The organism is Xanthobacter flavus (assembly GCF_017875275.1).
GTDB classification, from domain to species: domain Bacteria; phylum Pseudomonadota; class Alphaproteobacteria; order Rhizobiales; family Xanthobacteraceae; genus Xanthobacter; species Xanthobacter flavus_A.
In genome coordinates, this window is record NZ_JAGGML010000001.1 from 5,086,717 (window position 1) to 5,112,865 (window position 26,149).

Consider the following 26,149-nt stretch of genomic DNA (forward strand, 5'->3'; position numbering starts at 1 on the left):
GGATGCCGCGCCAGTCCGTCACGCCGCCGCCTTTGGAATATGATGCCGATCCGTCCCGCTTCGCCGTGGATACGGTGCTGAAGCGCGATGTCTTCTCCACGGTGGAGCGGGGCACCTGGACCGACCGCCACGGCCGGGAGTGGCCCGCCGTGCGCCGGCGCTGGAATGAGGTCTCGCTCTGGTTCGCGCCCATCGCCTACCAGTTGGCCGCCCATGAAATCCACGCGCTGGAGAAGGTGACCCGAACTGGCGTCACCACGCCCCTGCTCGCTGTGGGCAAGCGCTTCCTGGTGCGCGGCTGGATCGACGGCGCGCCGCTGCAGATCGCCCGGCCGGCCGGCGACATGCACTTCTTCCACTCTGCCAAGGCGGCGCTGCTGACGCTGCACCGCGCCGGCTACGTCCATAACGACCTCGCCAAGCAGCAGAACTGGCTGCGCGGGGCGGATGGCGAAGCCTGGCTGATGGATTTCCAGCTGGCGCTGCCGATCAGCCGGCGCTCCAAGCTCGGTCGCGTGCTGGCCTATGAGGATTTGCGCCACCTCCTCAAGCACAAGCGCACCTATTGCCCGGACCGGCTGACCCCGCGCGAGAAGAAGGTGCTGGCCACCAAGAGCCTGCCCACCCGCGTGTGGATGGCCACCGGCAAGAAGGTCTATCGCTTCGTGACCCGGCGGCTGATGTCCTATTCCGACACCGAAGGTCGCGGCCCCAGGGTGACTCAGGTGGGGCCGCGCATCGCCGCCGCCCTCGCCAGCCATCCCGCCGTGGCGGATGTGCATATGTCTGACTTCCAGACGCTGGGCGGCAAGGTGGGCCTCTACGCCTTCGTCGCGCCCTCGGCGCCGGTGACGGCGGACGCCCTGCGCGCCCATCTCGCCGCCACCTTGCCCGACCGGACGCACCTCGACCATCTCCAGATCGTGCCGGCCCTGCCCAAGGGGCCGGACGGCGCGGTGCGTGACGATTTGCTGCTGCTCATCGCCCGCAACCAGATCGAGATGCTGGACCAGCTCTCGGGCTCCGAGGCCGTGCGGCTTCAGGTGGCCGAGATCGCGCGCGGGCGGCTCAACCTCACCGATCGCATCACCCGCCCCGCCGCCTGACGAAAGTCTGCGGGCCGCGTGGCTCCGGCCCATTGATTAAACGGACAACCGTTTTATTCTAACTCTCGCTTCCCGGCGGCGGCCGCGACCGCGCATGATAATCCGGAGAGCGAGGGAGGATGTGACCATGCTGCCGAACGCCCCCGGGGGATTCGATTTCGACCTCGGCGAAACCGCTGAGATGTTGCGCGACACCGTGCGCGATTTCTCTCAGGCCGAGATCGCCCCGCGCGCCGCCGAGATCGACAAGACCAACCAGTTCCCCCGCGACCTGTGGCCGAGGCTCGGCGCCTTGGGCCTGCTCGGCGTGACGGCGGAGGAGGAATATGGCGGGTCGGGCCTCGGCTATCTCGAGCACGTCATCGCCATGGAGGAGATTTCCCGCGCCTCCGCTTCGGTGGGCCTCTCCTACGGCGCGCACTCCAACCTGTGCGTCAACCAGATCAGCCGCAACGGCACGCCGGAGCAGAAGGCGAAGTACCTGCCCAAGCTCATCTCGGGTGAGCATGTGGGCGCGCTCGCCATGTCCGAGCCGGGCGCGGGATCGGATGTGGTCTCCATGCGCACCCGCGCGGAGAAGAAGGGCGACCGCTACATCCTCAACGGCTCCAAGATGTGGATCACCAACGGCCCCATCGCCGAGACGCTGGTGGTCTATGCCAAGACCGACCCCGCCGCCGGCCCCAAGGGCATGACGGCCTTCCTGGTGGAGAAGGGCTTCAAGGGCTTCTCCACCGCCCAGAAGCTCGACAAGCTCGGCATGCGCGGCTCCGACACCGGCGAGCTGGTGTTCGAGGATTGCGAGGTGCCGGAGGAGAACGTGCTGGGCGCCGTGGGCAAGGGCGTCAACGTGCTCATGAGCGGGCTCGACTATGAGCGCGCGGTGCTGGCGGGTGGCCCCACCGGCATCATGCAGGCCTGCATGGACGTGGTGATGCCCTATGTCCACGAACGCAAGCAGTTCGGCCAGCCCATCGGCACCTTCCAGCTGATGCAGGGCAAGATCGCCGACATGTACGTGACGATGAACGCCACCAAGGCTTACGTCTACGCCGTGGCCAAGGCCTGCGACCGTGGCGCCACCACCCGCGAGGATGCGGCCGGTGCCATCCTCTATGCGGCGGAGAAGGCCACCTGGATGGCGCTGGAGGCGATCCAGACCCTGGGCGGCAACGGCTACATCAACGATTATCCCACCGGCCGCCTGCTGCGGGACGCCAAGCTCTATGAGATCGGCGCCGGCACCAGCGAAATTCGCCGCATGCTCATCGGCCGCCAGCTTTTCGACAAGACCGCCTGATACCACCGTTGCGGCCAAGCTCCCGTCAGCGTGTCTGGCGGGAGGCCGGCCGGCGGATTATCGTAGGGGCGGGTCTGCGCACCACGACGCCCCACGGTCGCGCGCTCGGCGGCGGAAGCAACGGCTCCCGTCGCCTGTCGAAGTGACGAACCGAAGGATGGAATGCCATGAAGAAGATCATTCTGGCCGCTACCGCTCTCTCTCTGGCTCTGGCTCCCGCCGCCGCTTTCGCGCAGGGCGTGGTGAAGGGTGCCGAGCAGGGCGCCAATGCCGGCGCTTCGGCCGGTGACAAGGCGGCCGGCCCCGTGGGCGCCGGTGTCGGCGGCACGGTCGGCGGTGTGGGCGGTGCAGTCGCGGGCGGTGTCGCCGGCGGCGTCAAGGGCACCGGCACCGGCGCCGAGAAGGGCGCCAAGGAAGGCGAGAAGGCTGCCGGCCCGGTGGGCGCGGTGGTCGGCGGCGCGGTCGGCGCGGTCGGTGGTGCCGTGGGCGGTGTCATCGGCGTAAAGTGATCGGGCGTGAAGTGATCGCCACGTGATTGAGTGAAAGGCCGGCGCGGGGCTCCCCTGCGCCGGCCTTTCCTTTTGGTCAGTCCGCTGCGCCGTAGCCGCCGCGCGGCCAGAAGGGCAGGCGTGCCAGGCCGGTCAGCAGGTAGGCGTACATCGCCTGCCGCGGTGCCACGGCGCTGATGAGCACCGAGAGAATGGCGGTCGCGATGAACAGCGGCAGCACCCCGCCCGCGGCGCCCCGCAGCGAGCGGTGGCGCGGTTCCACGTCGAGATATCTGATGGCGATGGTCAGCACGGCCAGCATGGTCATGTTGCCGGCATAGACCACCACCGCCGGCGCCAGCCCGCCATAGCGTCCCACCAGCCCCGACGAGAACGGCACAGTGGTGACAAAGAACAGGAACAGCAGCGCGAGGCGCACCGTGTGCCGGTCCACCCTCTCGCTGGTGGGCCGGATCTCGATGCCGCTGCGCCAGAAGGCGCCGAGCACGAAGAAGGAAATCACATAGGTCAGCATCTGGTGCGACAGCGAGACCAGATGCGCCGTCAGTTCCGCCGCCGAGGTGAGCGGAAGGTCGTCCGGCAGGCGGATGTCCAGCACCAGCAGGGTCATGGCGAAGGCGAAGATGCCGTCGCTCAGGGCGTCCACGCGCGCCTTGGGGAAGAGGCTCCTGCCGCTGGGTTGCATGCTATGTGCTCCGGGCTGCTGGCGCGACGCACGCGACAGCCCGGCCGGGAGGGACGGTCACCACCGGGCATCTCGCCCGCCCGAAGGCCCCTCGACAGCCACGCAACGCGCACGTCAGCTTCTTTTGCGGCAATCACATTTGGCCGTCATCGAAATAACCCCAACACGCGGAAATTGCACAATTGGGTGGCCGCATGCGTCGTCTTCGGGACAGCCAGAGGTCGATAGGGCCGGACCCTCTCACCCCGTGATCGAGGCGAGCGCCCGCTTCAGCATCACCTTCGCGAGCTGCGCGCGGTATTCGGCGCTGCCGTGCAGGTCGCTCATGAGGTTCGACGGGTCGAGCGCGAGGCCGGAAACCGCCTGGACGGTGAAGTCCGAGCCGAGGATGTCCCCCGCTTCTGTCCACAGGAACACGCCGGACTGCCCTGCCCCGGTCACCGCCACCCGCACCTCGGCCGCCGTCTTCGCCACGAACACGCCGGCCATGGCATAGCGCGAGGCCGGGTTGCGGAACTTGGCGTAGGCGGCCTTCTCCACCTTGGGGAAGTCCACGCGGGTGATGATCTCCCCCTCCTTCAGCGCCGTCTCGAACAGGCCGCGGAAGAAGTCGGACGCGCCGATTGACCGGCGGTCGGTCACCACTGTCGCATTGAGGGCGAGCACGGCGGCGGGATAGTCGGCGGTGGGGTCGTCATTGGCCAGTGAGCCGCCGATGGTGCCGCGGTTGCGCACCGCCACGTCGCCGATCATGCCGGCAAGGTCGGCGAGGGCCGGGATGGCGGCCCGCACCACCTCGGAGGCGGCCACCTCCGCATGGCGTGTCATGGCGCCGATGGAGACGCCCTCCGTCGTGGTGCAGATGCCGGAGAGCTCCGGGATGCGCGAGAGGTCCACCAGCGCGGTGGGCTGGGCGAGGCGCTGCTTCAGGGTCGGCAGCAGGGTCTGCCCGCCGGCCAGCGCCTTGGCCTCCGGATCGGCGGAGAGCAGCGCGGCGGCGGCAGAGACGGCGTCGGGACGCTGATAGTCGAAGGCGTACATGGCGTCCTCCTATTCCGCAGCAAGACGGGCGGCGCGACCTTGAGCGATGGCCCAAACCTTCGAGGGCGTGGCCGGCATGGGCACATCCTCCGTGCCGAGCGCGTCGGTGAGCGCATTGATGACGGCGGGCGGCGCGCCGATGGCCCCGGCCTCGCCGCAGCCCTTGATGCCGAGCGGGTTTGAGGGGCAGCGGGTCTGCGTCATACCGACCGTGAAGGAGGGCAGATCGCCGGCGCGGGGCATGGTGTAGTCCATGTAGGACCCGGTCACGAGCTGGCCGTCCTCGTCATAGGTGACGCCTTCCATCAGCGCCTGGCCGATGCCCTGCCCGATGCCGCCGTGGACCTGCCCCTCCACGATCATCGGATTGATGATCTCGCCGAAATCATCGATGGCGACGAAGGACTTGATCTCCACGACGCCAGTCTCCGGGTCCACCTCCAGCTCGCAGATGTGGCAGCCGGCGGGGAAGGTGAAGTTGGTGGGGTCGTAGAACGCCCCTTCCTTCAGCCCCGGCTCGATCTCCGAGGTGGGAAATTTGTGCGCCACATAGGCGTTCAGCGCCACCTCGGCGAAGGCGAGCGAGCGGTCGGTGCCGGCGACGGTGAACTTGCCGTCCTTGAACTCGATGTCCCCTTCGGAGGCTTCCAGCATGTGGGCGGCGATCTTCTTCGCCTTGGCCTCCACCTTGTCGAGCGCCTTGACGATGGCCGACATGCCCACCGCGCCCGAGCGCGAGCCATAGGTCCCCATGCCGAACTGCACCTTGTCGGTGTCGCCATGCACGACCGTCACTTGGTCGATGGGGATGCCGAGGCGGGCGGAGACGAGCTGGGCGAAGGTGGTCTCGTGCCCCTGCCCGTGGCTGTGGGAGCCGGTGAGCACCTCCACATTGCCGGTCGGGTTCACGCGCACTTCCGCGCTTTCCCACAGGCCGACGCCGGCCCCCAGAGAGCCCACCGCCGCCGAGGGGGCGATGCCGCAGGCCTCGATATAGGCCGACATGCCGATGCCGCGGAGCTTGCCATTGCGCTCGGACTCCGCGCGACGCGCCGGGAAGCCCTTGTAGTCCGCCACCTCCAGCGCCTTGTCGAGGGAGGCGATGTAATCGCCCGCGTCGTAGCACATGATGACAGGCGTCTGGTGCGGGAAGGACGTGATGAAGTTGCGGCGGCGGAACTCCGCCGGGTCCTCGCCACGCTCGCGCGCCGCCTTCTCCACGATGCGCTCCAGCAGGAACGTCGCCTCCGGCCGGCCGGCGCCGCGATAGGCGTCCACCGGGGCAGTGGTGGTGTAGACGGCGTCAACCTCGCAATAGATGGCGGGAATGGCGTACTGGCCCGACAGCAGCGTCGCGTAAAGATAGGTCGGGATGGAGGAGGCGAAGGTGGAGAGATAGGCGCCCATGTTGGCGCGCGTCTTGATCCGGAAGCCGATGATGTGGCCGGCTTCGTCCATCGCCAGTTCGGCATGGGTGATGTGGTCGCGGCCGTGGGCGTCGGAGAGGAAGGCCTCGGAGCGGTCGCCCGTCCACTTCACCGGCCGGCCCACCTTCTTCGCCGCCCAGACGCAGACGGTCTCCTCCGCATAGATGAAGATCTTGGAGCCGAAGCCGCCGCCCACGTCCGGGGCGATGACGCGCAGCTTGTTCTCCGGCGCGATGCCGACGAAGGCGGAGAGCACCAGGCGGGCGACGTGAGGGTTCTGGCTGGTGGTCCAGAGGGTGTAGGCCTCGTCGCCGGAATCATATTCGCCGATGGCCGCGCGCGGCTCGATGGCGTTGGGGGCGAGGCGGTTGTTGACGATGTCGATGCTCGTCACCTTGGCCGCGCGGGCGAACGCCGCCTCGGTGGCGGCCTTGTCGCCCAATTCCCATTCGAAGGCGGTGTTGCGCGGGGCGCAATCGTGGATCTGCTCGCCGTCGGTGGCGGTGGCGAGGTCGGCGACGGCGGGGAGCAGCTCGTATTCCACCTCCACCGCCAGCGCGGCGTCCTTCGCCTGGTTCAGCGTCTCGGCGATGACGACGGCCACGTGGTCGCCTACATAGCGCACCTTCTCCTTCGCCAGCGCCGGATGGGAGCCCATCTTCATGGGGCTGCCGTCCTTGGAATGGATCATCCAGCCGCAGATGAGGTCGCCGAGGCCATCGGCGGCGAGGTCGGCGCCGGTCAGCACGTCCACAACGCCGGGCATGGCCTTCGCCGCGGTGACATCGAGGTGGCGGATTCGGGCGTGGGCATAGGGCGAGCGGACGAAATAGGCGTAGGCCTGCCCCGGACGGTCGAGATCGTCCGTGTAGCGGCCCTTGCCGGTGATGAAGCGGTGGTCTTCCTTGCGCCGAACCGCGGCGCCGATGGGCGTGACGGAGCTGGAAACGCTGGCGTTCATCGGGATCCTCCCGGCGCCGCCCTTCGGGGGCGGGCTATGTCTGCGAAATGCGTGGCGGACGGGGTGCGGCAGCCGCCTATTCGGCTGCGCGCGGCGCCTCGGCGGAGCCCATGGCGGCGGCGCCCGCGGCGACGGCCTTGACGATGTTATGGTAACCCGTGCAGCGGCAGATGTTGCCGTCGAGGTTCTCGCGGATGGTCGCCTCATCGAGGTCGGGACCGAAGCGGGCCACGAGATCCACCGCGCTCATGATCATGCCCGGCGTGCAGAAGCCGCACTGCAGGCCGTGGTTCTCGCGGAAGGCTTCCTGCATGGGGTGCAGCTTGCCGCCGGTCGCCAGCCCCTCGATGGTGGTGACGGAGGCACCGTCCGCCTGCGCGGCGAGCATGGTGCAGGACTTCACCGCCACCCCGTCGAGATGGACGACGCAGGCCCCGCACTGGCTGGTGTCGCAGCCCACATGCGTGCCCGTCAGGTCCAGCGTCTCGCGCAGGAACTGCACCAACAGGGTGCGCGGATCGATCTCGGCTGAGACGGACTTGCCGTTCACGGTCAGTCGGACGGGGACGCGAACGATGGTCGTCGCCTCGGACATGCCTCACCTCCCTGAGCCGGCGCCCGGTTACCCGGTCATTCTCGGCGCGGGGTTCGTCCCCGCGTCCGGTGTTCACGGCAGCCGGCCGTTTTTCATTCCTCCAATGTGGGACGGCGCGCGTGACGCGGTCAAGACGTCGGTGTTCGGATGGGGAACCCGTCACGCTCTCGTGCGCGCGGGCTCCGGGATGGGCAGGGAATCGTCCTCGGCGATCAGCGAGGGCTCGCTCTCCTCCGCCTCCATGATCGCCAGCGCATCGGCCCGGGAGGCGAAGCGGTTGGCGATGACGCCGACGATGACCAGCTGGAGGAAGTGGTAGAGCATGATGGGCGTGATGATGAGCGACAGGGCGGGAGCCGCGCCGAACATCACATGCGCCATGGGCAGGCCCGTCGCGAGCGACTTCTTGGAGGCGCAGAAGGCTGCCGCCACCGTGTCCGGCGCGGAGAAGCCCAACAGCCGGCAGATGCCGCGCGTCAGGGCGTAGACCACCGCGAACAACGCGACGACGGCGACGATCACCTCTGCCAGCAGCAGCGGGCTGAGCCCCTTCCACACGCCGGAGACCACGCTGTCGCAGAAGGAATTGTAGACGATGGCGAGAATCACCGCCCGGTCCGTCGCCTTCACGATCGCCCGGTGACGCTCCACCGTCTTGAGCAGCAGCGGCCGCAGCCCCTGCCCGATGGCGAGCGGCAGCACCACCAGCGTCAGCAGCTTCAGGATGACCGCGCCGAGGTCCAGCCCGTCGCCGGTCGCGTGCAGATACCACGCCATCAGGGCCGGGGTGGCGAACACGCCGATGAGGCTGGAGATGGAGGCGTTGAAGATGGCCACGGGCACGTTGCCGCGCGCCAGCGAGGTCATCGCCACCGAGGACGAGACGGTGGAGGGCAGCGCCGCGAGGAAGAAGAAGCCGATGGCGAGCGGTTCCGGAAACAGCCCGCCGGCCAGCGCGAGCGCGCCCACCACCACGGCGGGGAAGACGAGGAAGGTGGTGGCCTGCACCACGAGGTGGATGTTCCACCGGGCCGCGCTCTCGATGAGCCGTCGCGGGGAGAGCGAGACGCCGTAGAGCAGGAAGATGAGAGCCACACCCCACGTCGCCGCTTTATCAGCATGCAGGATGCCGCCGGTGACGCCCGGCTTGGGCCAGGCGAGGGCAAGGACGACGGCGGTGGCGAGGGCGACGAGAAAGGGATCGAGCTTCAGTCGTGACAACATGAGCCGTGTGACGAGGCGTGGGGATGATGTCCCCTCCCCGCGGCCGTTTCCTGTCCCGTCAAAGCCGTTGGCGCCTGAGGCTCCAGAAGGCTCCGCTTTTACCGTCACCTGAGCATCTGAGATGCCCGGCGGCGGCTGCGCCGATCTTGTTGTCGACAATATACCAGGAAGGTATCCACCTGCGCTTGTCCCCGCAAGGGCGAAATTTGGTCAGCGACGGAAGTCAGGAGCCTCCTCGGAAGCGTTCTGGAAGCTTGGCCGAAAGCTCTCGTTGACGGCATTGGCGACGCAATTGTGTCAGCTGATGGGCCGGGTTATGACTCTCAGATACGGCAGCGCACAATCATCGGGCACGATGAGATAAGAGGCGTCCGAACAGAGGGGTTTAAGCGGCGGATGGATATCTTCCTCCAGCAGCTCATCAACGGATTGACCCTCGGGTCGATCTACGGACTGATCGCCATCGGCTACACGATGGTCTTCGGCATCATCGGAATGGTGAACTTCGCCCACGGCGACGTGTTCATGGTCAGCGCCTTCATCGCGCTCATTTGCGTGCTGCTGCTGACCACGGTCATCGGGATGAGCTCGATCTTCCTCATCCTCGCCATCACCCTCGTGATCGCCATGCTCTTCACCGGGCTCGTCAGCTGGACCATCGAGCGGGTGGCCTACCGGCCGCTGCGGGGCTCCTTCCGCCTTGCGCCGATGATTTCCGCCATCGGCATGTCCATCCTGCTCTCCAATTTCGTGCAGGTGGCGCAGGGCCCGCGCAACAAGCCGCTGCCGCCCATGGTCACGGACGTGATCGTGGTGATGGACACCAATGGCTATCAGGTCACCCTCGCCTACAAGCAGATCATCATCATGGTGGTGACGGCGGTGCTGCTCATGGGGTTCTGGTATCTCGTCCAGAAGACCTCCCTCGGCCGCGCCCAGCGCGCCTGCGAGCAGGACCGGAAGATGGCGGCGCTGCTGGGCGTGAACGTGGACCAGACCATCGCCCTCACCTTCGTCATCGGCGCCGCGCTCGCGGCCGTCGCGGGCGTCATGTACCTGATGTATTATGGCGTGGTGAACTTCGCCGACGGCTTCGTGCCCGGCGTGAAGGCCTTCACCGCCGCCGTGCTCGGCGGCATCGGCTCGCTGCCGGGGGCGGTGCTGGGCGGCATCCTCATCGGCCTCATCGAGACCTTCTGGTCGGCCTATTTCTCCATTGAGTACAAGGATGTGGCCGCCTTTTCCATCCTTGTCGTGACGCTCATCTTCCTGCCGCAGGGCCTGCTCGGCCGGCCGGAAGTGGAGAAGGTGTGATGGCGCCCGTGCCGGCCGCGGACCTCGCCGACGCCCCCTCCAACGCGGCCCCTACCCTCCCTTCGCCGCCGGCGAAGGACCGCCCTTCGGCGGTGGCGGGCGCGCTCAGGGACGCCCTCGTCAGCGGCCTGCTGACGGCCCTGCTCTTCCTGCCGCTGGTGGGTTTCCGCGCCAGCGAATCGAACACCGGCTCGCTGGTGCTCACCTATCGCTTCGGCCTCGTCGCCATCTTCGCCGGCATCGTGATGGTGGGGCGCTTCCTGCTCATGGTCACGGTGTGGAACCCGAACCGGCCGCCTCGCCGAATCTCGACCACGCCCGGCGCCATGGCCCGCCTTGGCGCGCTGGCCGCCCCGGCGATCAAGCCGGTGTTCTTCAGCTTCGCACTCGCCTATCCCTTCCTGTCCATCCTGCTCGCCGGGGGGCTGAGCCCAAGCCGCTACTGGGTGGATCTCGGCATCTACGTGCTCACCTATGTGATGCTGGGCTGGGGCCTCAACATCGTGGTGGGCCTCGCAGGACTGCTCGATCTCGGCTACGTGGCCTTCTACGCTGTTGGCGCCTACACATTCGCCCTGCTCTCCACCAGCGTGCCCATCAACGACTTCCTCGCCGGCACGCTCGGCGATGACTTCTGGACGGCCTGGGCCTTCTGGATCTGCCTGCCCCTCTCCGGCATCCTCGCCGCCATGTGGGGCGTCATCCTCGGCTTCCCGGTGCTGCGGCTGCGCGGTGACTATCTCGCCATCGTCACCTTGGCCTTCGGCGAGATCATCCGGCTCGTGCTCATCAACTGGGTGTCGCTGACCAATGGCGGCGCGGGCATCTCCTCCATTCCGCCCATCACTTTCTTCGGCGTGCCGTTCGATTCCTCCGACACCGGGTTCGCGAGCATTTTCGGGCTGGAGTTCAACTCCATGCACCGCATGTTCTTCCTCTATTTCGTCATCCTCGGCCTCGCCGCGCTCACCGCCATCGTCACCATCCGCCTTCGGAAGATGCCGGTGGGGCGCGCCTGGGAGGCGCTGCGCGAGGATGAAATCGCCTGCCGCTCGCTCGGCATCAACACGACGCTCACCAAGCTCACGGCCTTCGCCACCGGCGCCATGTTCGGCGGCTTCGCCGGTGCCTTTTTCGCGGTGCGCATCCGCTTCGTTTCGCCCGAGAGCTTCACCTTCATGGAATCGGCGGTGATCCTCGCCATCGTCGTGCTCGGCGGCATGGGCTCGCAGATGGGCGTCGCCGGCGCCGCGATCCTGCTCATCGGCGGCATGGAGCTGCTGCGCAACCTCTCCTTCCTCAAGGCCGACTTTCTGTTCGGCCCGGACTTCGACCCCTCGCTCTATCGGATGCTCATCTTCGGCTTCGCCATGGTGGCGGTGATGGTGTGGCGTCCGCGCGGCCTCGTCTCCAGCCGCATGCCGACCATCTTCCTCAAGGAGCGCAAGGCAGTGTCGGGGTCGCTGGTGAAGGAAGGGCACGGCTGATGGCGGGCGCGCCCCTCTCCCCGGCCCGGCCATGGGATCTGAACCCGATCCTGAAGGTCGATCACCTGTCGATGCGCTTCGGCGGCCTCATCGCCGTCAACGACGTGTCCTTCGCCGCCGGGCGGGGCGAGGTGACGGCGGTGATCGGCCCCAACGGCGCCGGCAAGACCACGGCCTTCAACTGCATCACCGGCTTCTACAAGCCCAGCACCGGCCGCCTTGCTCTGTTCCACGGCGGCCCGGCGACGGACGCGGAAGTGGATGGCGTCACCGCCTCGGGCCTCGCGTGGGGCAAGTCGGAGGCCGGCGCGCTCTACCTGCTTGAGCGCCTTCCCGACCACAAGGTCGCCTCCTGGGCCCATGTGGCGCGGACCTTCCAGAACATCCGCCTGTTCTCGGGCATGACGATCTTGGAAAACCTGCTGGTGGCCCAGCACATGTCGCTGACCACCTCGGGCCTGCTCAATCCGGCCGCCATTTTGAACCTGCCGTCCTGGCAGCGGAAGCAGAAGGGCGCCGTGGACCGCGCGCTCTACTGGCTGCACAAGATCGGCCTGATCGACCGCGCCGACGACCCGGCCGGCGATTTGCCCTATGGCGACCAGCGCCGGCTCGAGATCGCCCGCGCCATGTGCACGGACCCGGTGCTGCTCTGCCTCGACGAGCCCGCCGCCGGCCTCAACCCGCGCGAATCGGCGGCGCTGAACGAGCTGCTGCTCTCCATCCGGCGCGAGCACCAGGCGTCCATCCTGCTCATCGAGCACGACATGTCGGTGGTGATGGAAATCTCGGACCACGTGGTCGTGCTGGAATACGGCTCCAAGATCGCCGACGGCACGCCGGACGAGGTGCGCAACGACCCGCGCGTCATCGCCTCCTATCTCGGCGTCGAGGACGAGGAAGAGGCCGTCGCGGTTGTGGAGGCCGGGGCATGAGCATGCAGCCGGATACCCAGACCGCCGCCGCTCCCGCGCCCGCCGCGCGCAAGGCGCCGCTGCTCTCCGTATCGGGCGTCACAGCCTATTACGGCAACATCATCGCGCTCAAAGGCGTGGACATCGAGGTGAATGAGGGCGAGATCGTCACCCTGATCGGCGCCAACGGGGCCGGCAAGTCCACCTTGATGATGACCATCTGCGGCACCCCTCGCGCCCGCGACGGCCGCATCGTCTATGCCGGGCGGGACATTACCGCCCTGCCGACCCACGAGATCATGCGCCTCAGGATCGCGCAGTCTCCGGAGGGCCGGCGCATCTTCCCGCGCATGACGGTCTACGAGAACCTCCAGATGGGCGCCGCCATCGACGGCAACGCCCATTTCGCCGAGGATCTGGAGCGCATGTTCACGCTGTTCCCGCGCCTCAAGGAGCGCATCGACCAGCGCGGCGGCACGCTCTCCGGCGGCGAGCAGCAGATGCTGGCCATCGCCCGCGCGCTCATGAGCCGTCCGCGCCTGCTATTGCTGGACGAGCCCTCCCTCGGCCTCGCGCCTTTGGTGGTGCGGCAGATCTTCGACGCCATCCGCATGCTCAACCGCACAGAGGGGCTCACGGTGTTCCTGGTGGAACAGAACGCCTTCCACGCGCTGAAGCTCGCCCACCGGGGCTATGTGATGGTCAACGGCCTCGTCACCATGTCCGGCACCGGCGCCGAGCTGCTGGCCCGGCCGGAGGTGCGCGCCGCCTATCTGGAAGGAGGGCGCTGAATGTCCGCGATCCATGCCGCCCGCGATCCCGGCCGCGCCACCTCGCCCATGCTCATCGGCCCGGCGATTGCGCTGGTGGTGCTGGTGGCGACGCTGTTCGTGTGGCCCAAGGAGCTGATCGGTGCCTCGCTGGGCGATTTCCTGCTGGTGACGCTATTCCTCGGCGGCGGGGCGGCCTGGCTCACCGGCAAGGCGGTGGCGCGGAGCTGGGATCCCTACCTCGCCCTCGTCGCCTATTGCGCCCTCCTCGCCTGCGCCGTGCGCTTCTGCCACTTCGCGCTGTTCCAGGCGACGTTGTTCGATCTTGAGCCGCTGCTGGTGGAGTTCGTGCTGCTCGCCTCCATCGCGACGCTTGGCTTCCGGGCCATGCGGCAGCGGCAGATGACCGTGCAATACGGCTGGATGTACGAGCGCGAGGGCCACATGGCATGGCGCCCCAGGCGGGGTGTCGATGGGGCATCGACTTGATCAGCGATTGCGGCACAATGCGCCGCCAACGGATTCACCCCGACCGGTCGTGATGGCGGCGGGGTGCAGAAGGGGAGACAAGGCATGAAGAAGCTTTTGATGGCGTCGCTGGCGCTCGGCGCCGGCCTCGCCCTTGCGGCGCCAGTTCAGGCGCAGGTGAAGATCGCCGTCGCCGGCCCCATCACCGGCGATCTCGCCGCCGTGGGCGCGCAGCTGAAGAACGGCACCGAGCAGGCCATCGCCGATATCAACGCCTCCGGCGGCATCCTCGGCCAGAAGATCGAGTTCCTGGTGGGCGACGACGGCGGCAAGCCCGAGCAAGGCAAGTCGGCGGCCAACAAGCTCATCACCGACGGCGCCAAGTTTGTGATCGGCCACTACAATTCCGGCGTCTCCATCCCGACCTCTCAGGATTATGAAGAGGCCGGCGTGCTGCAGATCAGCCCCGCCTCCACCAACCCGACCTTCACCGAGCGCAAGATGTGGAATACCTTCCGCACCTGCGGTCGCGACGACCAGCAGGGCGCGGTGGCCGGCGCTTACATCCTGAAGAACTTCAAGGGCAAGAAGGTCGCCGTCGTCCACGACAAGACGCCCTACGGCAAGGGCCTCGCCGACGAGACCCAGAAGGCCCTCAACAAGGGCGGCATGAAGGAAGTTCTCTACGAGGGCATCAACCCGAAGGAGAAGGACTATTCGGCCCTCGTCTCCAAGATCAAGGCGTCGGGCGCCGACCTCGTCTATTTCGGCGGTCTCTATCCTGAAGCCGGCCTGATCGTGCGCCAGATGCGCGACCAGGGCATGAAGACCGTGCTGATGGGCGGCGACGGCATGATCGACAAGGAGTTCTGGTCCATCGCCGGCGACGGCGCCACCGGCACCCTGACCACCTTCGGTCCCGACCCGCGCAAGAACCCCGCGGCCAAGGCCATCGTGGACAAGTTCAAGGCCAAGGGCATCGATCCCGAGGGCTACGTGCTCTACTCCTACGCCGGCGTTCAGGTCATCAAGCAGGCGGCCGAGGCGGCGAAATCCCTCGACCCCAAGAAGGTGGCCGAGAAGATGCACTCGGGCATGAAGTTCGACACCGTGCTCGGCCCGCTCACCTTCGACAAGAAGGGCGACATCACCAAGCTCGACTACGTGGTCTACGTCTGGAAGGACGGCACCTACAGCGAGCTGTGAGGCCCGCGTTTCAAATCGAAGCGTGATCCATCCGAAGCCTGCGCCTCACGGCGCAGGCTTTTTCGTTTGAGCCAAACTTCGGCATCGCGCCTCGCGTGACGCGCTTGTCTTCGGACCCCGCTTTGGCAATCATGCTGACACAAGGGCAGGCGCTTTTTCGAGCGACGCAAGCCCGGCGCGCCAAAGGCCGGCTCAACGGCTCCGCGCCAGATTTCTCACACTCATTTCGAGGGGATCGGGATGAACAGGCTTTCCTTCGCCGCGCTCGCCGTCTGCGCCGGCCTCGTTCTTGCGCCGGCAGCCAACGCCGACGTGAAGATCGGAGCCGCCGGCCCGCTCACCGGCTCCATCGCCGCCTTCGGCGCGCAGATGAAGATGGGCGTCGAGCAGGCGGTGAGCGACATCAACGCCGCCGGCGGCATCAACGGCCAGAAGATCGAGCTTCTGGTGGCCGACGACGGCGGCAAGCCCGAGCAGGGCGTGGCGGCGGCCAACAAGCTCATTACCGATGGCGCGACCTTCGTCATCGGCCACGTCAATTCCGGCATCTCCATTGCCGCCTCGTCGGACTATGCCGATGCCGGCGTGCTGCAGATCAGCCCGGCCTCCACCAACCCCACCTATACCGAGCGCAAGCTGTGGAACACCTTCCGCACCGCCGGCCGCGATGACCAGCAGGGGCCGGTGGCGGGCGACTTCCTGGCGCAGAAGTTCAAGGGCGGCAAGATCGCCATCGTCCACGACAAGACGCCCTATGGAAAGGGCCTCGCCGACGAGACGCAGAAGGCGCTCAACAAGGCCGGCGTGAAGGAAGTGATGTATGAGGGCATCAACCCCGGCGAGAAGGACTATTCAGCCCTCGTCTCCAAGATGAAGGCGGCCGGCGTCGATGTGATCTATTACGGCGGCCTGCATCCCGAGGCCGGCCTGATCGTGCGCCAGATGCGCGACCAGGGCATGAAGACCGTGCTCATGGGTGGCGACGCCCTGGCCGACAAGGAATTCTGGTCTATCGCCGGCGACGGCGGCACCGGCACGCTGATGACCTTCGGTCCCGACCCACGCAAGAACCCGGCGGCCAAGGACATCGTCGCGGCCATGACCGCCAAGGGCATCGATGCCGAGGGCTATGTGCTCTATTCCTATGCCGCTTTGCAGGTCATCAAGCAGGCGGCCGAGGCGGCAAAATCCCTCGATCCGAAGAAGGTGGCCGCGCAGATCCACACCGGCATGACCTTCCAGACGGTGCTCGGCCCGCTCTCCTTCGACAAGAAGGGCGACATCACCAAGCCCGACTTCGTGGTCTATGAGTGGAAGAACGGCGGCTACAGCGAGTTGTAGGCGCCTGTTCCCTTCTCCCCTCGCGGGAGAAGGTGGCTCGCGGCGCCAGCCGCGAGCCGGATGAAGGGGCTCGCTGGACGGCCCCCTCACCCCCACCCCCTCTCCCGCGAGGGGAAGGGGAGCTCGCCGTGCGGGATCGCAACCGGATGAAGCCATGCCCCAGACCATCACCCGCGGCTACAAGGCCCTCCTCGCCGAGGCCAATGAGAAGGTCGAGACGGTCACGCCGCAGGAGGCCCTGCGCCGGGCCGGAGAGGGCGCGCTGCTGGTGGATCTGCGCGACCCGCGCGAACTGGAGCGCGAGGGCCGCGTGCCCGGCGCCTTCCATTGCCCGCGCGGGATGCTGGAGTTCTGGATCGACCCGGAAAGCCCCTATTTCAAGCCGGTGTTCGGCGAGGACCGGGCCTTCATCTTCTTCTGCGCCGGCGGCTGGCGCTCGGCGCTCTCGGCCGCGACGGCGCAGGACATGGGGCTGAAGCCGGTCGCCCATGTGGAGGGCGGCTTCAAGGCGTGGCGCGAGGCGCACGCGCCGGTGGAAGCGCCGACCGCTTACCCGACCGTCCTGTAGACCTCGTCCGCCCGCTTCTCGAAGGCATCGGCGAAACGGCGGAAGGCGGCGTCGAACATGGCGCCCATGAGCATGCCCAAAGTGCGCGAGCGGAACTCGTAGGAGATGAAGAACTTCACATCGCACGCGCTCTCGCCCTGGGGGATGAACTCCCAGCGGTTGTCGAGGCGGCTGAAGGGGCCGTCGAGATATTCTACATGGATGACGAGGCGCGGGCGGTCCAGCGTCACGCGCGAGGTGAAGGTCTCTCGGATCAGCTTGTAAGCGACCGTCATGTCCGCCACGAGGATTTCCACACCCTCGTCCGACTGGGTGCGCCGCTTCACCCGGAGCGCCTGGCACAGCGGCACGAATTCGGGATAGCGCTCCACGTCCGCCACCAGGTCGAACATGTGGGGAGCGGAGTGACGGACGCGCCGGCTATTGGAGAAGGACGGCACGTCAGGCCCGTCCGAGCCGCGCGGCGCGGTTGGCCCGCAGCTTCTCGAAATCGTCGCCGGCATGGTGGGACGAGCGGGTGAGCGGGCTCGCCGAGACCATGAGGAAGCCCTTGGCGTAGGCAACCGTCTCATACGCCTTGAATTCGTCCGGCGTCACGAAGCGCTCCACCTTGTGGTGCTTGCGGGTGGGCTGGAGATACTGGCCGATGGTGATGAAATCCACCTCCGCCGAGCGCAGGTCGTCCATCAGCTGGAGCACCTCGGGCCGCTCCTCGCCGAGGCCGACCATGATGCCGGACTTGGTGAAGATGGTGGGGTCCAGCTCCTTCACCTTCTGCAACAGGCGCAGCGAATGGAAATAGCGCGCGCCCGGCCGAACCGAGAGATAGCGCGAGGGCACCGTCTCCAGATTGTGGTTGAACACATCCGGCCGTGCCGCGACCACCACCTCCAGCGCCCCGTCCTTGCGCAGGAAGTCGGGGGTGAGGATCTCGATGGTGGTCTTCGGGCTCGCCTTGCGGATGGCAGCGATGGTGCGGGCGAAATGCTCGGCGCCGCCGTCGGCCAGATCGTCCCGGTCCACCGAGGTGATGACGGCGTGGGAGAGGCCGAGCTTGGCGATGGAATCCGCCACCTTCTGCGGCTCGTCTTGGTCGAGGGCGTCCGGCAGGCCGGTGCGCACGTTGCAGAAGGCGCAGGCGCGGGTGCAGGTATCGCCCATGATCATGAAGGTGGCGTGCTTCTTCTCCCAGCACTCACCGATATTGGGGCAGCCCGCCTCCTCGCACACGGTGACGAGGCCATGCTCCTTCACGATGCCGGCGGTCTTGGACCAGCCCGCCGAGCCCGGCGCCTTCACCCGGATCCAGTCCGGCTTGCGCAGCACCTCGGTTTCCGGCCGATGGGCCTTCTCCGGATGGCGGGGCCGTTCCCGCGTGTCGATCACCGTGACCATGTGCGAACTTCCATACCCGGCAGTGCGCCGTGACGGCGCCTGCATCCTTGCAACATAGTGGCCCGCGCCGCCGCCCGGAAGGGACGGCGCCGCAGGGCCGGCATACCCCAGCGCGGACCGTCCGTCAGCGCGACCTGATCGCCCGCCACACCCACAGCAGGATGATGGCACCGATGATGGCGGCGATCAGCGTGCGGAAGAAGCCGAGCACCGGCACCTCCAGCACGCCCGCCAGCTTGTCGCCGATGAAGGCACCGGCCACGCCGACGAGGAGGTTCGTCAGCAGGCCGTGGTTGCTCGCCGTCACCCGTTCCGCCACCCAGCCGGCGATGATGCCGATGATGATGAGCGAGAAGAAGCCGACGCCCGGCTGGCTCAGGAAGGCGTAGGTCTGCTGGTCCATGATGGCCCCTCCGAAACGCCAGCGGCAGCGCGGGCGCCGCTGGATCATGCAGCGACTGGCTCAGCTTGGCGAGACGCCCTCACACGTGGATCGCGCGCCCGTAGGCCGCCATGACGCTCTCGTGCATCATCTCGGACAGGGTCGGGTGCGGGAACACGGCGTGGATCAGGTCTTCCTCGGTGGTCTCGAGGTTCATGGCGATGACGAAGCCCTGGATCAGCTCGGTCACTTCCGCCCCCACCATGTGGGCGCCGAGCAGTTCGCCGGTCTTGGCGTCGAAGATGGTCTTCACGAGGCCGTCCGGCTCACCCAGCGCGATGGCCTTGCCGTTGCCGATGAAGGGGAAGCGGCCGACCTTGATCTCGCGGCCGGCATCCCTGGCCTTCTTCTCGGTGAGGCCCACGGAGGCGATCTGCGGGGTGCAGTAGGTGCAGCCGGGGATCTTGTTCTTGTCCATGGGGTGGGTGTGGAGGCCCTTGATGGTCTCCACACAGATCACGCCCTCATGCTCGGCCTTGTGCGCCAGCATAGGCGGGCCGGCGATGTCGCCGATGGCATAGACGCCGGGCACGCTGGTGCGGCCGTAGCCGTCCGCGACGATGATGCCGCGCTCGATCTTCACGCCGATGGCCTCCAGCCCGAGGCCCTCCACGTTGCCCACCACGCCCACGGCCGAGATCATCCGGTCCACGGTGATGTCGTGCTTGGCGCCCTTGGCATCCTCCACATGGGCGGTGATGCTGTCGGCGTGCTTGGTGACGCCCGTCACCTTGGCGCCGGACATGATCTTCATGCCCAGCTTCTCGAAGCGCTTGCGGGCGATGGCGGCGATTTCCTCGTCCTCGACGGGCAGGATCTGCGGCAGCACCTCCACCACGGTCACGTCCACGCCCATGGTGCGGTAGAAGGAGGCGAACTCGATGCCGATGGCGCCGGAGCCCATCACCAGCAGGCTCTTGGGCATCTTTTCCGGCACCATGGCCTCGAAATAGGTCCAGATCAGCTTCTTGTCGGGCTCAAGGCCGGGCAGCGCGCGCGGGCGGGCGCCGGTGGCGACGATGATGTGCTTGGCGGTGTAGTCGCCGCCGCCCTTGGCATTCTTCGGCGGATTCTGGGCGGCCTCGACCTTCAGCTTGCCGGGGGCGGTGAAGGTGGCCTTGCCCCAGATCACGTCCACCTTGTTCTTGTTGAGGAGGAAGCCGACGCCGGTGGCAAGCTGGGAGGAGACGCCGCGCGAGCGCTTCACCACGGCGGCCGCATCGAAGCCGATCTTCTCGGCGGAGAGGCCGTAGTCCTTGGCGTGCTCCATGTAGTGGTAGATCTCGGCGGAGCGCAGCAGCGCCTTGGTGGGGATGCAGCCCCAGTTCAGGCAGATGCCGCCGAGGTGGCTCTTCTCCACCACCGCGGTCTTGAAGCCGAGCTGCGCGGCACGGATGGCGGCCACGTAGCCGCCCGGCCCGCCGCCGATGACGATGATGTCGTAGGTATCAGCCATGGAAGGTCTCCTCGCCGCGCGCTGTTGCGGCGGGCTCTGGTCGTGATGGGGATCGGGGCGTCGCGAGGCGGCCGCCGGCGTGGGCTTCGGCGAGGCGCACGAGCGCCTCCTCGAACAGGGACAGGTCGCGGAACGGATCGGAGGCCGGCGTCGCCGCCTGGATCACCGGCAGGCGGAAGGCATTGAGCGCCTCGGCCAGCATGAGATTGTCGAAATGGCCGAAGTCCTCCACATGGAGGCCGTCCGCCATGAGGCTGTCTGGCCCCTCCGGCGCGGCACCGATGGTGGCGCGGGCGCGGTGCTTCAGCTCGCCGGGATAGTTGGAATAGGCGGCCACCGGCTTGCCCAGCGCGAAGGCGAAGCCCAGCTCGAAGGCCGTGCCGGGATCGGCGCTGATGCCGCGGAACGGCGTGAGGTTTGCGAGCACCGCGTCGGCGGTCCGCATCATGCCGAGATTTGCGGCGAAGATCTCGGCGGAAACCCCGCCCGCCGCGTCGAGAGCGATCTCGCCATCGAGGGGAAACAGCCCCGTGAAGCCGTGGCGGGCGCAAAGCGCCACCTTGCGCCGGCCGATCTCGCGCGCATCGTCGAGGAACACCTCCGGGCCGGCGAGATAGAGCTTCATCGGGTGGGCTTGTCCTTCCGTTCCCACGAGCGCTCCCTCTCCCGCTTGCGGGAGAGGGTTGGGGAGGGGGCGACGGCCGGGCAGAAGCCCCGCAGCCGGAAGGCATCGAGGCCTTCCCCCTCCCTGCCCTCCACCGCAAGCGGGAGAGGGTTCACACCATGACAGGCCCCCCTCAGCCCCTCACTTGGTGAGGATGGCGTAGAGCTCATCCTTGAGGCGCATGCGCTCGCGGCGCATGGCTTCCATCTCCTCGTCGCCGGTGGGCTCCACATCGGTCTCGGCCCGGTGAACCTGCCGATTCACCTCGTGATAGGCCTCGTGGAGCTTGGCGAAATGCGCGTCGGACTGCTTCAGCGCCTGGATCTTCTCGGCATATTCCGGGAAGTCGGCGGCAAGCTCGTGGGGCGTGTGGCTCATTGTTGTTCCTTTCTCAGGTCGAACGGCGCCGGGCACCGCTGTCCCGCAGCTACACTGCTCCGCTGCGGCAGGATTTGATCTGCCGCAGCCTGTGTCGGCCGGCCGGCGGAGGCGGTAGCCCCGCGTCGGCTCAGTTCACCCGCCGCGCGCTCACACCAGCATCGCCATGGGCTTCTCGATGAAGCCCTTGAACGCGCTGAGGAGTTCGGCGCCGAGCGCGCCGTCCATCACCCGGTGATCGCAGGTCATGGTGACGGTCATCTGGGTGACGACCTTCACCTCGCCGCCCTTCACCACCGCCCGCTGCTCCGAGGCGCCCACCGCGAGGATGGAGGACTGCGGGGCGTTGATGATGGCGGTGAAGTTGCGCATCCCCATCATGCCGAGGTTCGACACGGAGGTGGATCCGCCGGTGTATTCCTCCGGCTTCAGCTTCTTGGTGCGAGCGCGGCCGGCGAGGTCGCGCATCTCGTTGGAGATGGTGGAGAGGGTCTTCTGCTCGGCCTTCTTCACGATGGGCGCGTAGAGGCCGCCGTCGATGGCGACGGCGACGCCCACGTCCGAATGCTTCATGCGCAGGATGCGGTCCTCGGCCCACACGGCATTGGCCGCCGGCACCTTCTGGAGCGCGAGCGCCAGCGCCTTGATGATGAAGTCGTTGACCGAGACGCGGTAGGAGGGCTTGCCGTCCTTGTCCTTCGACGCATTGGCATTGACCTGCTCACGCAGGGCCATGAGGTCGTCGAGGTCGCAATCCACCGTCAGGTAGAAGTGCGGGGTGAGCTGCTCGCTCTCCACCAGACGGCGTGCGATCGTCTTGCGCATGCCGTCGAGCTGGACTTCCTCATACGTTCCGGCCTCGAACATGGCCTTCACCTGGTCCGCCGTGGGACCGGTGAGAGCGGCCGCGGCCTTGGGCGCAGGAGCCGCAGCGGCGGGGGCCGAAGCTGCGGCTGCCGCCGGAGCGGGGGCCGCCGCCGGCTTCGCGCCGGGCTGGGCGCCGTCGAGGTCGCGGGCGACGATGCGCCCATGCGGACCGGAGCCCGAGAGGCTGCCGAGGTCGATGCCCTTGTCCTTGGCGATCCGGCGGGCGAGCGGCGAGGCGAACACGCGCCCCCCCTGCCCGTTCGACGCCGGAGCCGGAGCAGCCGCCACAGGGGCGGGAGCGGCAGCAGGGGCCGGGCTCACAGCCGGAGCAGCAGCGGCAGGCGCGGGAGCAGCGGCGGGGGCCGGAGCGGCCGCGCCCTTGCCGGCGGCAGCTGTCGCCACGTCCTCACCCTCGCCGGCGAGGATGGCGATGAGCTGGTTCACCGGCACGTCCTGCGAGCCTTCCGGCACCAGGATCTTGGCGAGCACACCCTCGTCGATGGACTCGACTTCCATGGTGGCCTTGTCGGTCTCGATCTCGGCGAGCACATCGCCGGACTTGACCTTATCGCCTTCCTTCTTGAGCCACTTGGCGAGGTTGCCCTTCTCCATGGTGGGAGACAGGGCCGGCATCAGGATCTCGATGGGCATATGTCTCCCTCCTCACTTATAGGTGACGGCGCGCACAGCTTCGATCACCTCGGCGACCGACGGCAGGGCAAGCTTCTCGAGGTTGGCGGCGTAGGGCATCGGTACGTCCTTGCCCGTCACGCGCAGAACCGGCGCGTCAAGGTAATCAAACGCCTTGTCCATCAACTGGGCGGCGATCTCGGCACCGATGCCGGACTGCGGCCAGCCCTCTTCCACCGTGACGCAGCGGCCGGTCTTCTTCACCGAGGCGACGATGGCGTCCACGTCCATTGGGCGGATGGTCCGCAGGTCGATGACCTCGGCGTCGATGCCTTGCTTGGCGAGTTCCTCAGCCGCCTTGAGGGCATAGGTCATGCCGATGGCGAAGGAGACCAGCGTCACGTCCTTGCCCGCCCGCGCGATCCGCGCCTTGCCGATAGGCAGGACGTAATCATCCAGCTTCGGCACCTCGAACGAGTGGCCGTACAGGATCTCGTTCTCAAGGAAAATCACGGGGTTCGGGTCGCGGATGGCGGCCTTGAGCAGGCCCTTGGCATCGGCCGCGGAATAAGGCGCGATGACCTTGAGGCCGGGAATCTGGCTGTACCAGGCCGTGTAGTCCTGGCTGTGCTGGGCGGCAACGCGCGCCGCCGCACCGTTCGGGCCGCGGAAGACGATGGAGCACTGCACCTGACCGCCCGACATGTAGAGCGTCTTGGCGGCGGAGTTGATGATATGGTCAATCGCCTGCATGGCGAAGTTGAACGTCATGAACTCCACGATGGGCTTCAGTCCCGCCATGGCCGCGCCGACGCCGACACCGGCAAAGCCGTGCTCGGTGATCGGGGTGTCGATCACGCGGCGGGCGCCGAATTCCTGCAGCAGGCCCTGAGTGATCTTGTAGGCACCCTGATACTCGGCCACTTCCTCGCCCATGACGAAGACGTCGCCGTCGCGGCGCATCTCCTCCGCCATGGCGTCACGCAGGGCCTCGCGGACCGTCTGCGTGACGAATTCGGTGCCGGGCGGCACTTCCGGATCGGGCTGGGCGCTCACCTGCGGCGGGGACGCGACGGCGGAGGGCGCGGGTGTGACGGGCGCGACCGGAGCCGCAGCAGCGGCGGGAGACGGCGCGCTCTCGGCGGCCTTGGCGGAGGCGGCAGGCGCCGGCGTCGCGCTCGCATCCTCGCCCTCGGCCAGGATCGTGGCGATGGGCGTGTTCACCGCCACGTCCTGCGCGCCTTCCGGCACAAGAATCTTGCCGAGGATGCCCTCGTCGACGGCCTCCACCTCCATGGTGGCCTTGTCGGTCTCGATCTCGGCGAGCACGTCGCCCGACTTGACCGTGTCGCCTTCCTTTTTCACCCACTTGGTGAGATTGCCCTTCTCCATGGTGGGAGACAGGGCCGGCATGAGGATTTCGATGGCCATGGCTGTCAGCTCTTGCTCGGCGCGGTGGCGGGGACAGACGGCGTGGCGCCGGCCGGGACCGCGTGGTCGCGCTTGAAGGTGAGGTTGGTGTAGGCGGAGAAGGCCGCGATGGCGACGGTGAGGGAAACGAAGAAGGCGATGGCCGCCTTGCCGGAGCGCACCCGGTCCGCATCCTCGGCGGCGCCGGAGCGGCCCACGGCAAAGGGCCAGAGCGCGAGCAGGAGGTAGCTTCCCGCGCCGACGGGGCGACCGGCCGCCCGCTCCGCGGCAAGGGCGGAGCGGCCGCCGCGCACGGCGACCACCCAGGCTCCGATGGCGGCAAACAGGGCCGCCCCGGCGATCACGTGGAAGAGTTCGGCCACGGGCCGGGCCTCAGCGCAGGATGTCCGTGTAGAGCTCGCTGATATCGGGCTCCGGATCGTTGCTGGCGAAATCTGCCGCGGCGTTGACGATCTCGCGGACCTCGGCGTCGATCTTCTTGAGATCGTCCTCGGTCACCTTGTGTCCGTCGAGGAGACGGGCGCGGACCTGCTCGATGGGATCGTGCTCCGTCCGCATCTTCTGCACCTCCTCCTTGGACCGGTATTTCGCCGGGTCCGACATGGAGTGGCCGCGATAGCGGTAGGTCTGCATCTCGAGGATGTAGGGGCCATTGCCCTCGCGGGCGAAGGCGAGTGCCCGCTCGCCGGCCGCCTTCACCGCCTGCACGTCCATGCCATCCACCTGCTCGCCGGGGATGTTGAAGGAGGTGCCGCGCTTGGAGAAATCCTGCTGCGCGGAGGCCCGGGACACCGAGGTGCCCATGGCGTACTTGTTGTTCTCGATCACGTACACGACCGGGAGCTTCCACAGCTCGGCCATGTTGAAGCTCTCGTAGACCTGGCCCTGGTTGGCCGCTCCGTCGCCGAAATAGGTGACCGAGACGTTGCCGTTCTCGCGATACCTGTCCGCAAAGGCGAGGCCGGTGCCGAGCGACACCTGCGCGCCGACGATGCCATGGCCGCCGAAGAACTGCTTCTCGATGCTGAACATGTGCATCGAGCCGCCCTTGCCCTTGGAGAGGCCGCCGCGGCGCCCGGTCAGCTCGGCCATGACACCCTTGGGGTCCATGCCGGTGGAGAGCATGTGGCCGTGGTCGCGATAGCCGGTGATGACTTGATCGCCCGGCTTCATCGCCATCTGCATGCCAACCACCACGGCCTCCTGGCCGATGTAGAGGTGGCAGAAACCCCCGATGAGGCCCATGCCGTACATCTGGCCGGCCTTCTCCTCGAAGCGGCGGATGAGCAGCATCTCGCGGTAGGCTTCGAGGTCCTGTTCCTTGGTGAAAGGTACCGGGCCGGACGGCACGGCGGTCCGGGGGGAAGTCTTCTTGGCGGCCATCGGCATCCTCAGGAAGCGCTGGAACTGCGCCTCTCTAACGCACAGCAGAGCCGCCTGAAAGCACGAATTTTCCGATGCTGCATCGCAACACGTTGCAAACACTTACGCTTGAAGGAATGAACCAGTTAATGGTTCAATCATGCTATGAATTAGATTTCAGTTCATTTTGTGCGAAGCAGCACGAGATCCTTGTTGTTGATGAAGTTCAGCTGCCGCCGCGCCTCCTCGTCCAGCATGTCCGGATCGAGCTGGCTCGGGGCCAGAAGGGAGACCTTGTTCTCCATCGCCTGCCGCTGCGCTTTCAGGCCCGCCAGTTCGGATTCGAGCGCCTTCATCTCCTGCTCGTAGTTGCGGCGCGCGAGCAGGCCGTGATCGCCAATATAGGCATGATACGCGAAGTAGCCGATGAGCGCGGCTGCCCCCACATGCAGGGCAAGCGTGGCGAGGATGGTCTGGAGTCGCGAGCGGCTTTGCATGCGGCCATCCTCGCGTTTTTGGGTTTCCGTCCTGTTAAGACGCGCGCGCCGCCCGGTTGCGCCCGACGACGTGAGGGCCTCAAGTGCAGCGTGGAGATTCTGTGAGGGTCA

The 26,149-nt window shown here is 67.3% G+C and carries 27 protein-coding genes; 11 read left to right on the forward strand and 16 right to left on the reverse strand.

Translation table 11 applies throughout. The features are described 5' to 3' along the window. Window positions 1–2: 2 nt before the first annotated feature. The 3 genes from J2126_RS23820 (at window position 3) to J2126_RS23830 (ending at window position 2,915) form a co-directional block, all read left to right on the forward strand. Window positions 3–1,106, forward strand: coding sequence for a serine/threonine protein kinase (locus J2126_RS23820; protein WP_209489271.1), 1,104 nt, complete (start codon window positions 3–5; stop codon window positions 1,104–1,106). A gap of 127 nt (window positions 1,107–1,233) precedes the next feature. Continuing rightward, window positions 1,234–2,406 (forward strand): isovaleryl-CoA dehydrogenase, encoded by a 1,173-nt coding sequence (locus J2126_RS23825; protein WP_209489273.1) that lies wholly within the window; start codon window positions 1,234–1,236, stop codon window positions 2,404–2,406. A 167-nt stretch (window positions 2,407–2,573) separates the two neighbouring features. Beyond that, on the forward strand, window positions 2,574–2,915 hold the full coding sequence (locus J2126_RS23830; RefSeq protein ID WP_197023024.1) for a hypothetical protein: 342 nt from the start codon (window positions 2,574–2,576) through the stop codon (window positions 2,913–2,915). A gap of 76 nt (window positions 2,916–2,991) precedes the next feature. Here the strand turns inward: J2126_RS23830 and J2126_RS23835 are convergent, their stop codons facing one another. From J2126_RS23835 to J2126_RS23855, 5 genes are all read right to left on the reverse strand, one after another. Further along, window positions 2,992–3,600 (reverse strand): TMEM175 family protein, encoded by a 609-nt coding sequence (locus J2126_RS23835; protein WP_209489275.1) that lies wholly within the window; start codon window positions 3,598–3,600, stop codon window positions 2,992–2,994. Between the two features lie 240 nt (window positions 3,601–3,840). Beyond that, on the reverse strand, window positions 3,841–4,641 hold the full coding sequence (locus J2126_RS23840; protein ID WP_209489277.1) for an FAD binding domain-containing protein: 801 nt from the start codon (window positions 4,639–4,641) through the stop codon (window positions 3,841–3,843). A 9-nt stretch (window positions 4,642–4,650) separates the two neighbouring features. Continuing rightward, window positions 4,651–7,029, reverse strand: coding sequence for a xanthine dehydrogenase family protein molybdopterin-binding subunit (locus J2126_RS23845; protein WP_209489279.1), 2,379 nt, complete (start codon window positions 7,027–7,029; stop codon window positions 4,651–4,653). Window positions 7,030–7,105: 76 nt separating this feature from the next. After that, entirely contained in the window at window positions 7,106–7,624 is a 519-nt protein-coding gene (locus tag J2126_RS23850; protein WP_209489281.1) for a (2Fe-2S)-binding protein, read from the reverse strand. A 159-nt stretch (window positions 7,625–7,783) separates the two neighbouring features. Then, a complete protein-coding gene (locus J2126_RS23855) occupies window positions 7,784–8,848 on the reverse strand; it encodes a bile acid:sodium symporter family protein (RefSeq protein ID WP_209489283.1) in 1,065 nt (354 codons plus the stop codon). 396 nt (window positions 8,849–9,244) lie between these two features. Between J2126_RS23855 and J2126_RS23860 the strand changes: the two genes are divergently transcribed. From J2126_RS23860 to J2126_RS23895, 8 genes are all read left to right on the forward strand, one after another. Next, entirely contained in the window at window positions 9,245–10,162 is a 918-nt protein-coding gene (locus tag J2126_RS23860) for a branched-chain amino acid ABC transporter permease (RefSeq protein ID WP_209489285.1), read from the forward strand. After that, the gene (gene livM / locus J2126_RS23865) at window positions 10,162–11,649 is read left to right on the forward strand and encodes a high-affinity branched-chain amino acid ABC transporter permease LivM (protein ID WP_209489286.1); all 1,488 of its coding nucleotides are present in this window, start codon (window positions 10,162–10,164) and stop codon (window positions 11,647–11,649) included. The genes J2126_RS23860 and livM overlap by 1 nt, the downstream gene beginning before the upstream one ends. Further along, window positions 11,649–12,584: an ABC transporter ATP-binding protein gene (locus tag J2126_RS23870; RefSeq protein ID WP_209489288.1), complete on the forward strand. Its 936-nt coding sequence runs from the start codon at window positions 11,649–11,651 to the stop codon at window positions 12,582–12,584. Before livM ends, J2126_RS23870 begins: the two co-directional genes overlap by 1 nt. 2 nt (window positions 12,585–12,586) lie before the next feature. Further along, window positions 12,587–13,354 carry an ABC transporter ATP-binding protein gene (locus J2126_RS23875; protein ID WP_209490547.1) on the forward strand — a complete coding sequence of 256 codons (768 nt, stop codon included), beginning with the start codon at window positions 12,587–12,589 and terminating at the stop codon, window positions 13,352–13,354. Then, complete coding sequence (locus tag J2126_RS23880; protein WP_245327555.1) at window positions 13,355–13,822, forward strand: DUF6867 family protein; 468 nt, start codon at window positions 13,355–13,357, stop codon at window positions 13,820–13,822. It abuts the gene before it with no gap. Window positions 13,823–13,906: 84 nt separating this feature from the next. Then, window positions 13,907–15,007 carry a branched-chain amino acid ABC transporter substrate-binding protein gene (locus J2126_RS23885; RefSeq protein ID WP_209489290.1) on the forward strand — a complete coding sequence of 367 codons (1,101 nt, stop codon included), beginning with the start codon at window positions 13,907–13,909 and terminating at the stop codon, window positions 15,005–15,007. Between the two features lie 240 nt (window positions 15,008–15,247). Then, window positions 15,248–16,348, forward strand: coding sequence for a branched-chain amino acid ABC transporter substrate-binding protein (locus tag J2126_RS23890; protein WP_209489292.1), 1,101 nt, complete (start codon window positions 15,248–15,250; stop codon window positions 16,346–16,348). Window positions 16,349–16,502: 154 nt separating this feature from the next. Then, entirely contained in the window at window positions 16,503–16,916 is a 414-nt protein-coding gene (locus J2126_RS23895) for a rhodanese-like domain-containing protein (RefSeq protein WP_209489294.1), read from the forward strand. Here J2126_RS23895 and J2126_RS23900 read toward each other — a convergent pair. The 11 genes from J2126_RS23900 to J2126_RS23950 all read right to left on the reverse strand — a co-directional run bounded on the left by J2126_RS23900 (window position 16,898) and on the right by J2126_RS23950 (window position 26,038). Next, window positions 16,898–17,356, reverse strand: coding sequence for a type II toxin-antitoxin system RatA family toxin (locus J2126_RS23900; RefSeq protein WP_209489296.1), 459 nt, complete (start codon window positions 17,354–17,356; stop codon window positions 16,898–16,900). The genes J2126_RS23895 and J2126_RS23900 overlap by 19 nt on opposite strands. 1 nt (window position 17,357) lies before the next feature. After that, entirely contained in the window at window positions 17,358–18,311 is a 954-nt protein-coding gene (lipA, locus tag J2126_RS23905; protein WP_209489299.1) for a lipoyl synthase, read from the reverse strand. Between the two features lie 124 nt (window positions 18,312–18,435). After that, window positions 18,436–18,714 (reverse strand): GlsB/YeaQ/YmgE family stress response membrane protein, encoded by a 279-nt coding sequence (locus tag J2126_RS23910; protein WP_209489301.1) that lies wholly within the window; start codon window positions 18,712–18,714, stop codon window positions 18,436–18,438. Window positions 18,715–18,793: 79 nt separating this feature from the next. Continuing rightward, a complete protein-coding gene (gene lpdA, locus J2126_RS23915; protein ID WP_209489303.1) occupies window positions 18,794–20,209 on the reverse strand; it encodes a dihydrolipoyl dehydrogenase in 1,416 nt (471 codons plus the stop codon). Next, window positions 20,202–20,834, reverse strand: coding sequence for a nucleoside 2-deoxyribosyltransferase (locus J2126_RS23920; protein WP_209489305.1), 633 nt, complete (start codon window positions 20,832–20,834; stop codon window positions 20,202–20,204). Before J2126_RS23920 ends, lpdA begins: the two co-directional genes overlap by 8 nt. A gap of 180 nt (window positions 20,835–21,014) precedes the next feature. Continuing rightward, window positions 21,015–21,251, reverse strand: coding sequence for a YdcH family protein (locus J2126_RS23925; protein ID WP_209489307.1), 237 nt, complete (start codon window positions 21,249–21,251; stop codon window positions 21,015–21,017). Between the two features lie 150 nt (window positions 21,252–21,401). After that, on the reverse strand, window positions 21,402–22,769 hold the full coding sequence (locus tag J2126_RS23930) for a pyruvate dehydrogenase complex dihydrolipoamide acetyltransferase (RefSeq protein ID WP_209489309.1): 1,368 nt from the start codon (window positions 22,767–22,769) through the stop codon (window positions 21,402–21,404). Between the two features lie 12 nt (window positions 22,770–22,781). After that, entirely contained in the window at window positions 22,782–24,179 is a 1,398-nt protein-coding gene (locus J2126_RS23935; protein WP_209489311.1) for a pyruvate dehydrogenase complex E1 component subunit beta, read from the reverse strand. Window positions 24,180–24,184: 5 nt separating this feature from the next. Beyond that, the gene (locus tag J2126_RS23940) at window positions 24,185–24,541 is read right to left on the reverse strand and encodes a hypothetical protein (protein ID WP_209489313.1); all 357 of its coding nucleotides are present in this window, start codon (window positions 24,539–24,541) and stop codon (window positions 24,185–24,187) included. A 10-nt stretch (window positions 24,542–24,551) separates the two neighbouring features. Continuing rightward, window positions 24,552–25,568, reverse strand: coding sequence for a pyruvate dehydrogenase (acetyl-transferring) E1 component subunit alpha (pdhA, locus tag J2126_RS23945; protein ID WP_209489315.1), 1,017 nt, complete (start codon window positions 25,566–25,568; stop codon window positions 24,552–24,554). 155 nt (window positions 25,569–25,723) lie between these two features. Next, window positions 25,724–26,038 (reverse strand): FtsB family cell division protein, encoded by a 315-nt coding sequence (locus tag J2126_RS23950; protein WP_209489317.1) that lies wholly within the window; start codon window positions 26,036–26,038, stop codon window positions 25,724–25,726. Between the last annotated feature and the right edge of the window lie 111 nt (window positions 26,039–26,149).

Excerpts from the sequence above, each read along its gene's own strand:
- J2126_RS23840 (WP_209489277.1), bottom strand. The coding sequence starts at position 4,641 with ATGTACGCCTTCGACTATCAGCGTCCCGACGCCGTCTCTGCCGCCGCC.
- J2126_RS23860 (WP_209489285.1), top strand. The coding sequence starts at position 9,245 with ATGGATATCTTCCTCCAGCAGCTCATCAACGGATTGACCCTCGGGTCG.
- J2126_RS23820 (WP_209489271.1), top strand. The coding sequence starts at position 3 with ATGCCGCGCCAGTCCGTCACGCCGCCGCCTTTGGAATATGATGCCGAT.
- J2126_RS23850 (WP_209489281.1), bottom strand. The coding sequence starts at position 7,624 with ATGTCCGAGGCGACGACCATCGTTCGCGTCCCCGTCCGACTGACCGTG.
- J2126_RS23950 (WP_209489317.1), bottom strand. The coding sequence starts at position 26,038 with ATGCAAAGCCGCTCGCGACTCCAGACCATCCTCGCCACGCTTGCCCTG.
- J2126_RS23825 (WP_209489273.1), top strand. The coding sequence starts at position 1,234 with ATGCTGCCGAACGCCCCCGGGGGATTCGATTTCGACCTCGGCGAAACC.
- pdhA (WP_209489315.1), bottom strand. The coding sequence starts at position 25,568 with ATGCCGATGGCCGCCAAGAAGACTTCCCCCCGGACCGCCGTGCCGTCC.
- J2126_RS23845 (WP_209489279.1), bottom strand. The coding sequence starts at position 7,029 with ATGAACGCCAGCGTTTCCAGCTCCGTCACGCCCATCGGCGCCGCGGTT.
- J2126_RS23930 (WP_209489309.1), bottom strand. The coding sequence starts at position 22,769 with ATGCCCATCGAGATCCTGATGCCGGCCCTGTCTCCCACCATGGAGAAG.
- J2126_RS23895 (WP_209489294.1), top strand. The coding sequence starts at position 16,503 with ATGCCCCAGACCATCACCCGCGGCTACAAGGCCCTCCTCGCCGAGGCC.
- J2126_RS23885 (WP_209489290.1), top strand. The coding sequence starts at position 13,907 with ATGAAGAAGCTTTTGATGGCGTCGCTGGCGCTCGGCGCCGGCCTCGCC.
- lipA (WP_209489299.1), bottom strand. The coding sequence starts at position 18,311 with ATGGTCACGGTGATCGACACGCGGGAACGGCCCCGCCATCCGGAGAAG.
- J2126_RS23875 (WP_209490547.1), top strand. The coding sequence starts at position 12,587 with ATGCAGCCGGATACCCAGACCGCCGCCGCTCCCGCGCCCGCCGCGCGC.
- J2126_RS23925 (WP_209489307.1), bottom strand. The coding sequence starts at position 21,251 with ATGAGCCACACGCCCCACGAGCTTGCCGCCGACTTCCCGGAATATGCC.
- J2126_RS23855 (WP_209489283.1), bottom strand. The coding sequence starts at position 8,848 with ATGTTGTCACGACTGAAGCTCGATCCCTTTCTCGTCGCCCTCGCCACC.
- J2126_RS23880 (WP_245327555.1), top strand. The coding sequence starts at position 13,355 with ATGTCCGCGATCCATGCCGCCCGCGATCCCGGCCGCGCCACCTCGCCC.
- J2126_RS23890 (WP_209489292.1), top strand. The coding sequence starts at position 15,248 with ATGAACAGGCTTTCCTTCGCCGCGCTCGCCGTCTGCGCCGGCCTCGTT.
- J2126_RS23935 (WP_209489311.1), bottom strand. The coding sequence starts at position 24,179 with ATGGCCATCGAAATCCTCATGCCGGCCCTGTCTCCCACCATGGAGAAG.
- J2126_RS23835 (WP_209489275.1), bottom strand. The coding sequence starts at position 3,600 with ATGCAACCCAGCGGCAGGAGCCTCTTCCCCAAGGCGCGCGTGGACGCC.
- J2126_RS23870 (WP_209489288.1), top strand. The coding sequence starts at position 11,649 with ATGGCGGGCGCGCCCCTCTCCCCGGCCCGGCCATGGGATCTGAACCCG.
- livM (WP_209489286.1), top strand. The coding sequence starts at position 10,162 with ATGGCGCCCGTGCCGGCCGCGGACCTCGCCGACGCCCCCTCCAACGCG.
- lpdA (WP_209489303.1), bottom strand. The coding sequence starts at position 20,209 with ATGGCTGATACCTACGACATCATCGTCATCGGCGGCGGGCCGGGCGGC.
- J2126_RS23830 (WP_197023024.1), top strand. The coding sequence starts at position 2,574 with ATGAAGAAGATCATTCTGGCCGCTACCGCTCTCTCTCTGGCTCTGGCT.
- J2126_RS23910 (WP_209489301.1), bottom strand. The coding sequence starts at position 18,714 with ATGGACCAGCAGACCTACGCCTTCCTGAGCCAGCCGGGCGTCGGCTTC.
- J2126_RS23920 (WP_209489305.1), bottom strand. The coding sequence starts at position 20,834 with ATGAAGCTCTATCTCGCCGGCCCGGAGGTGTTCCTCGACGATGCGCGC.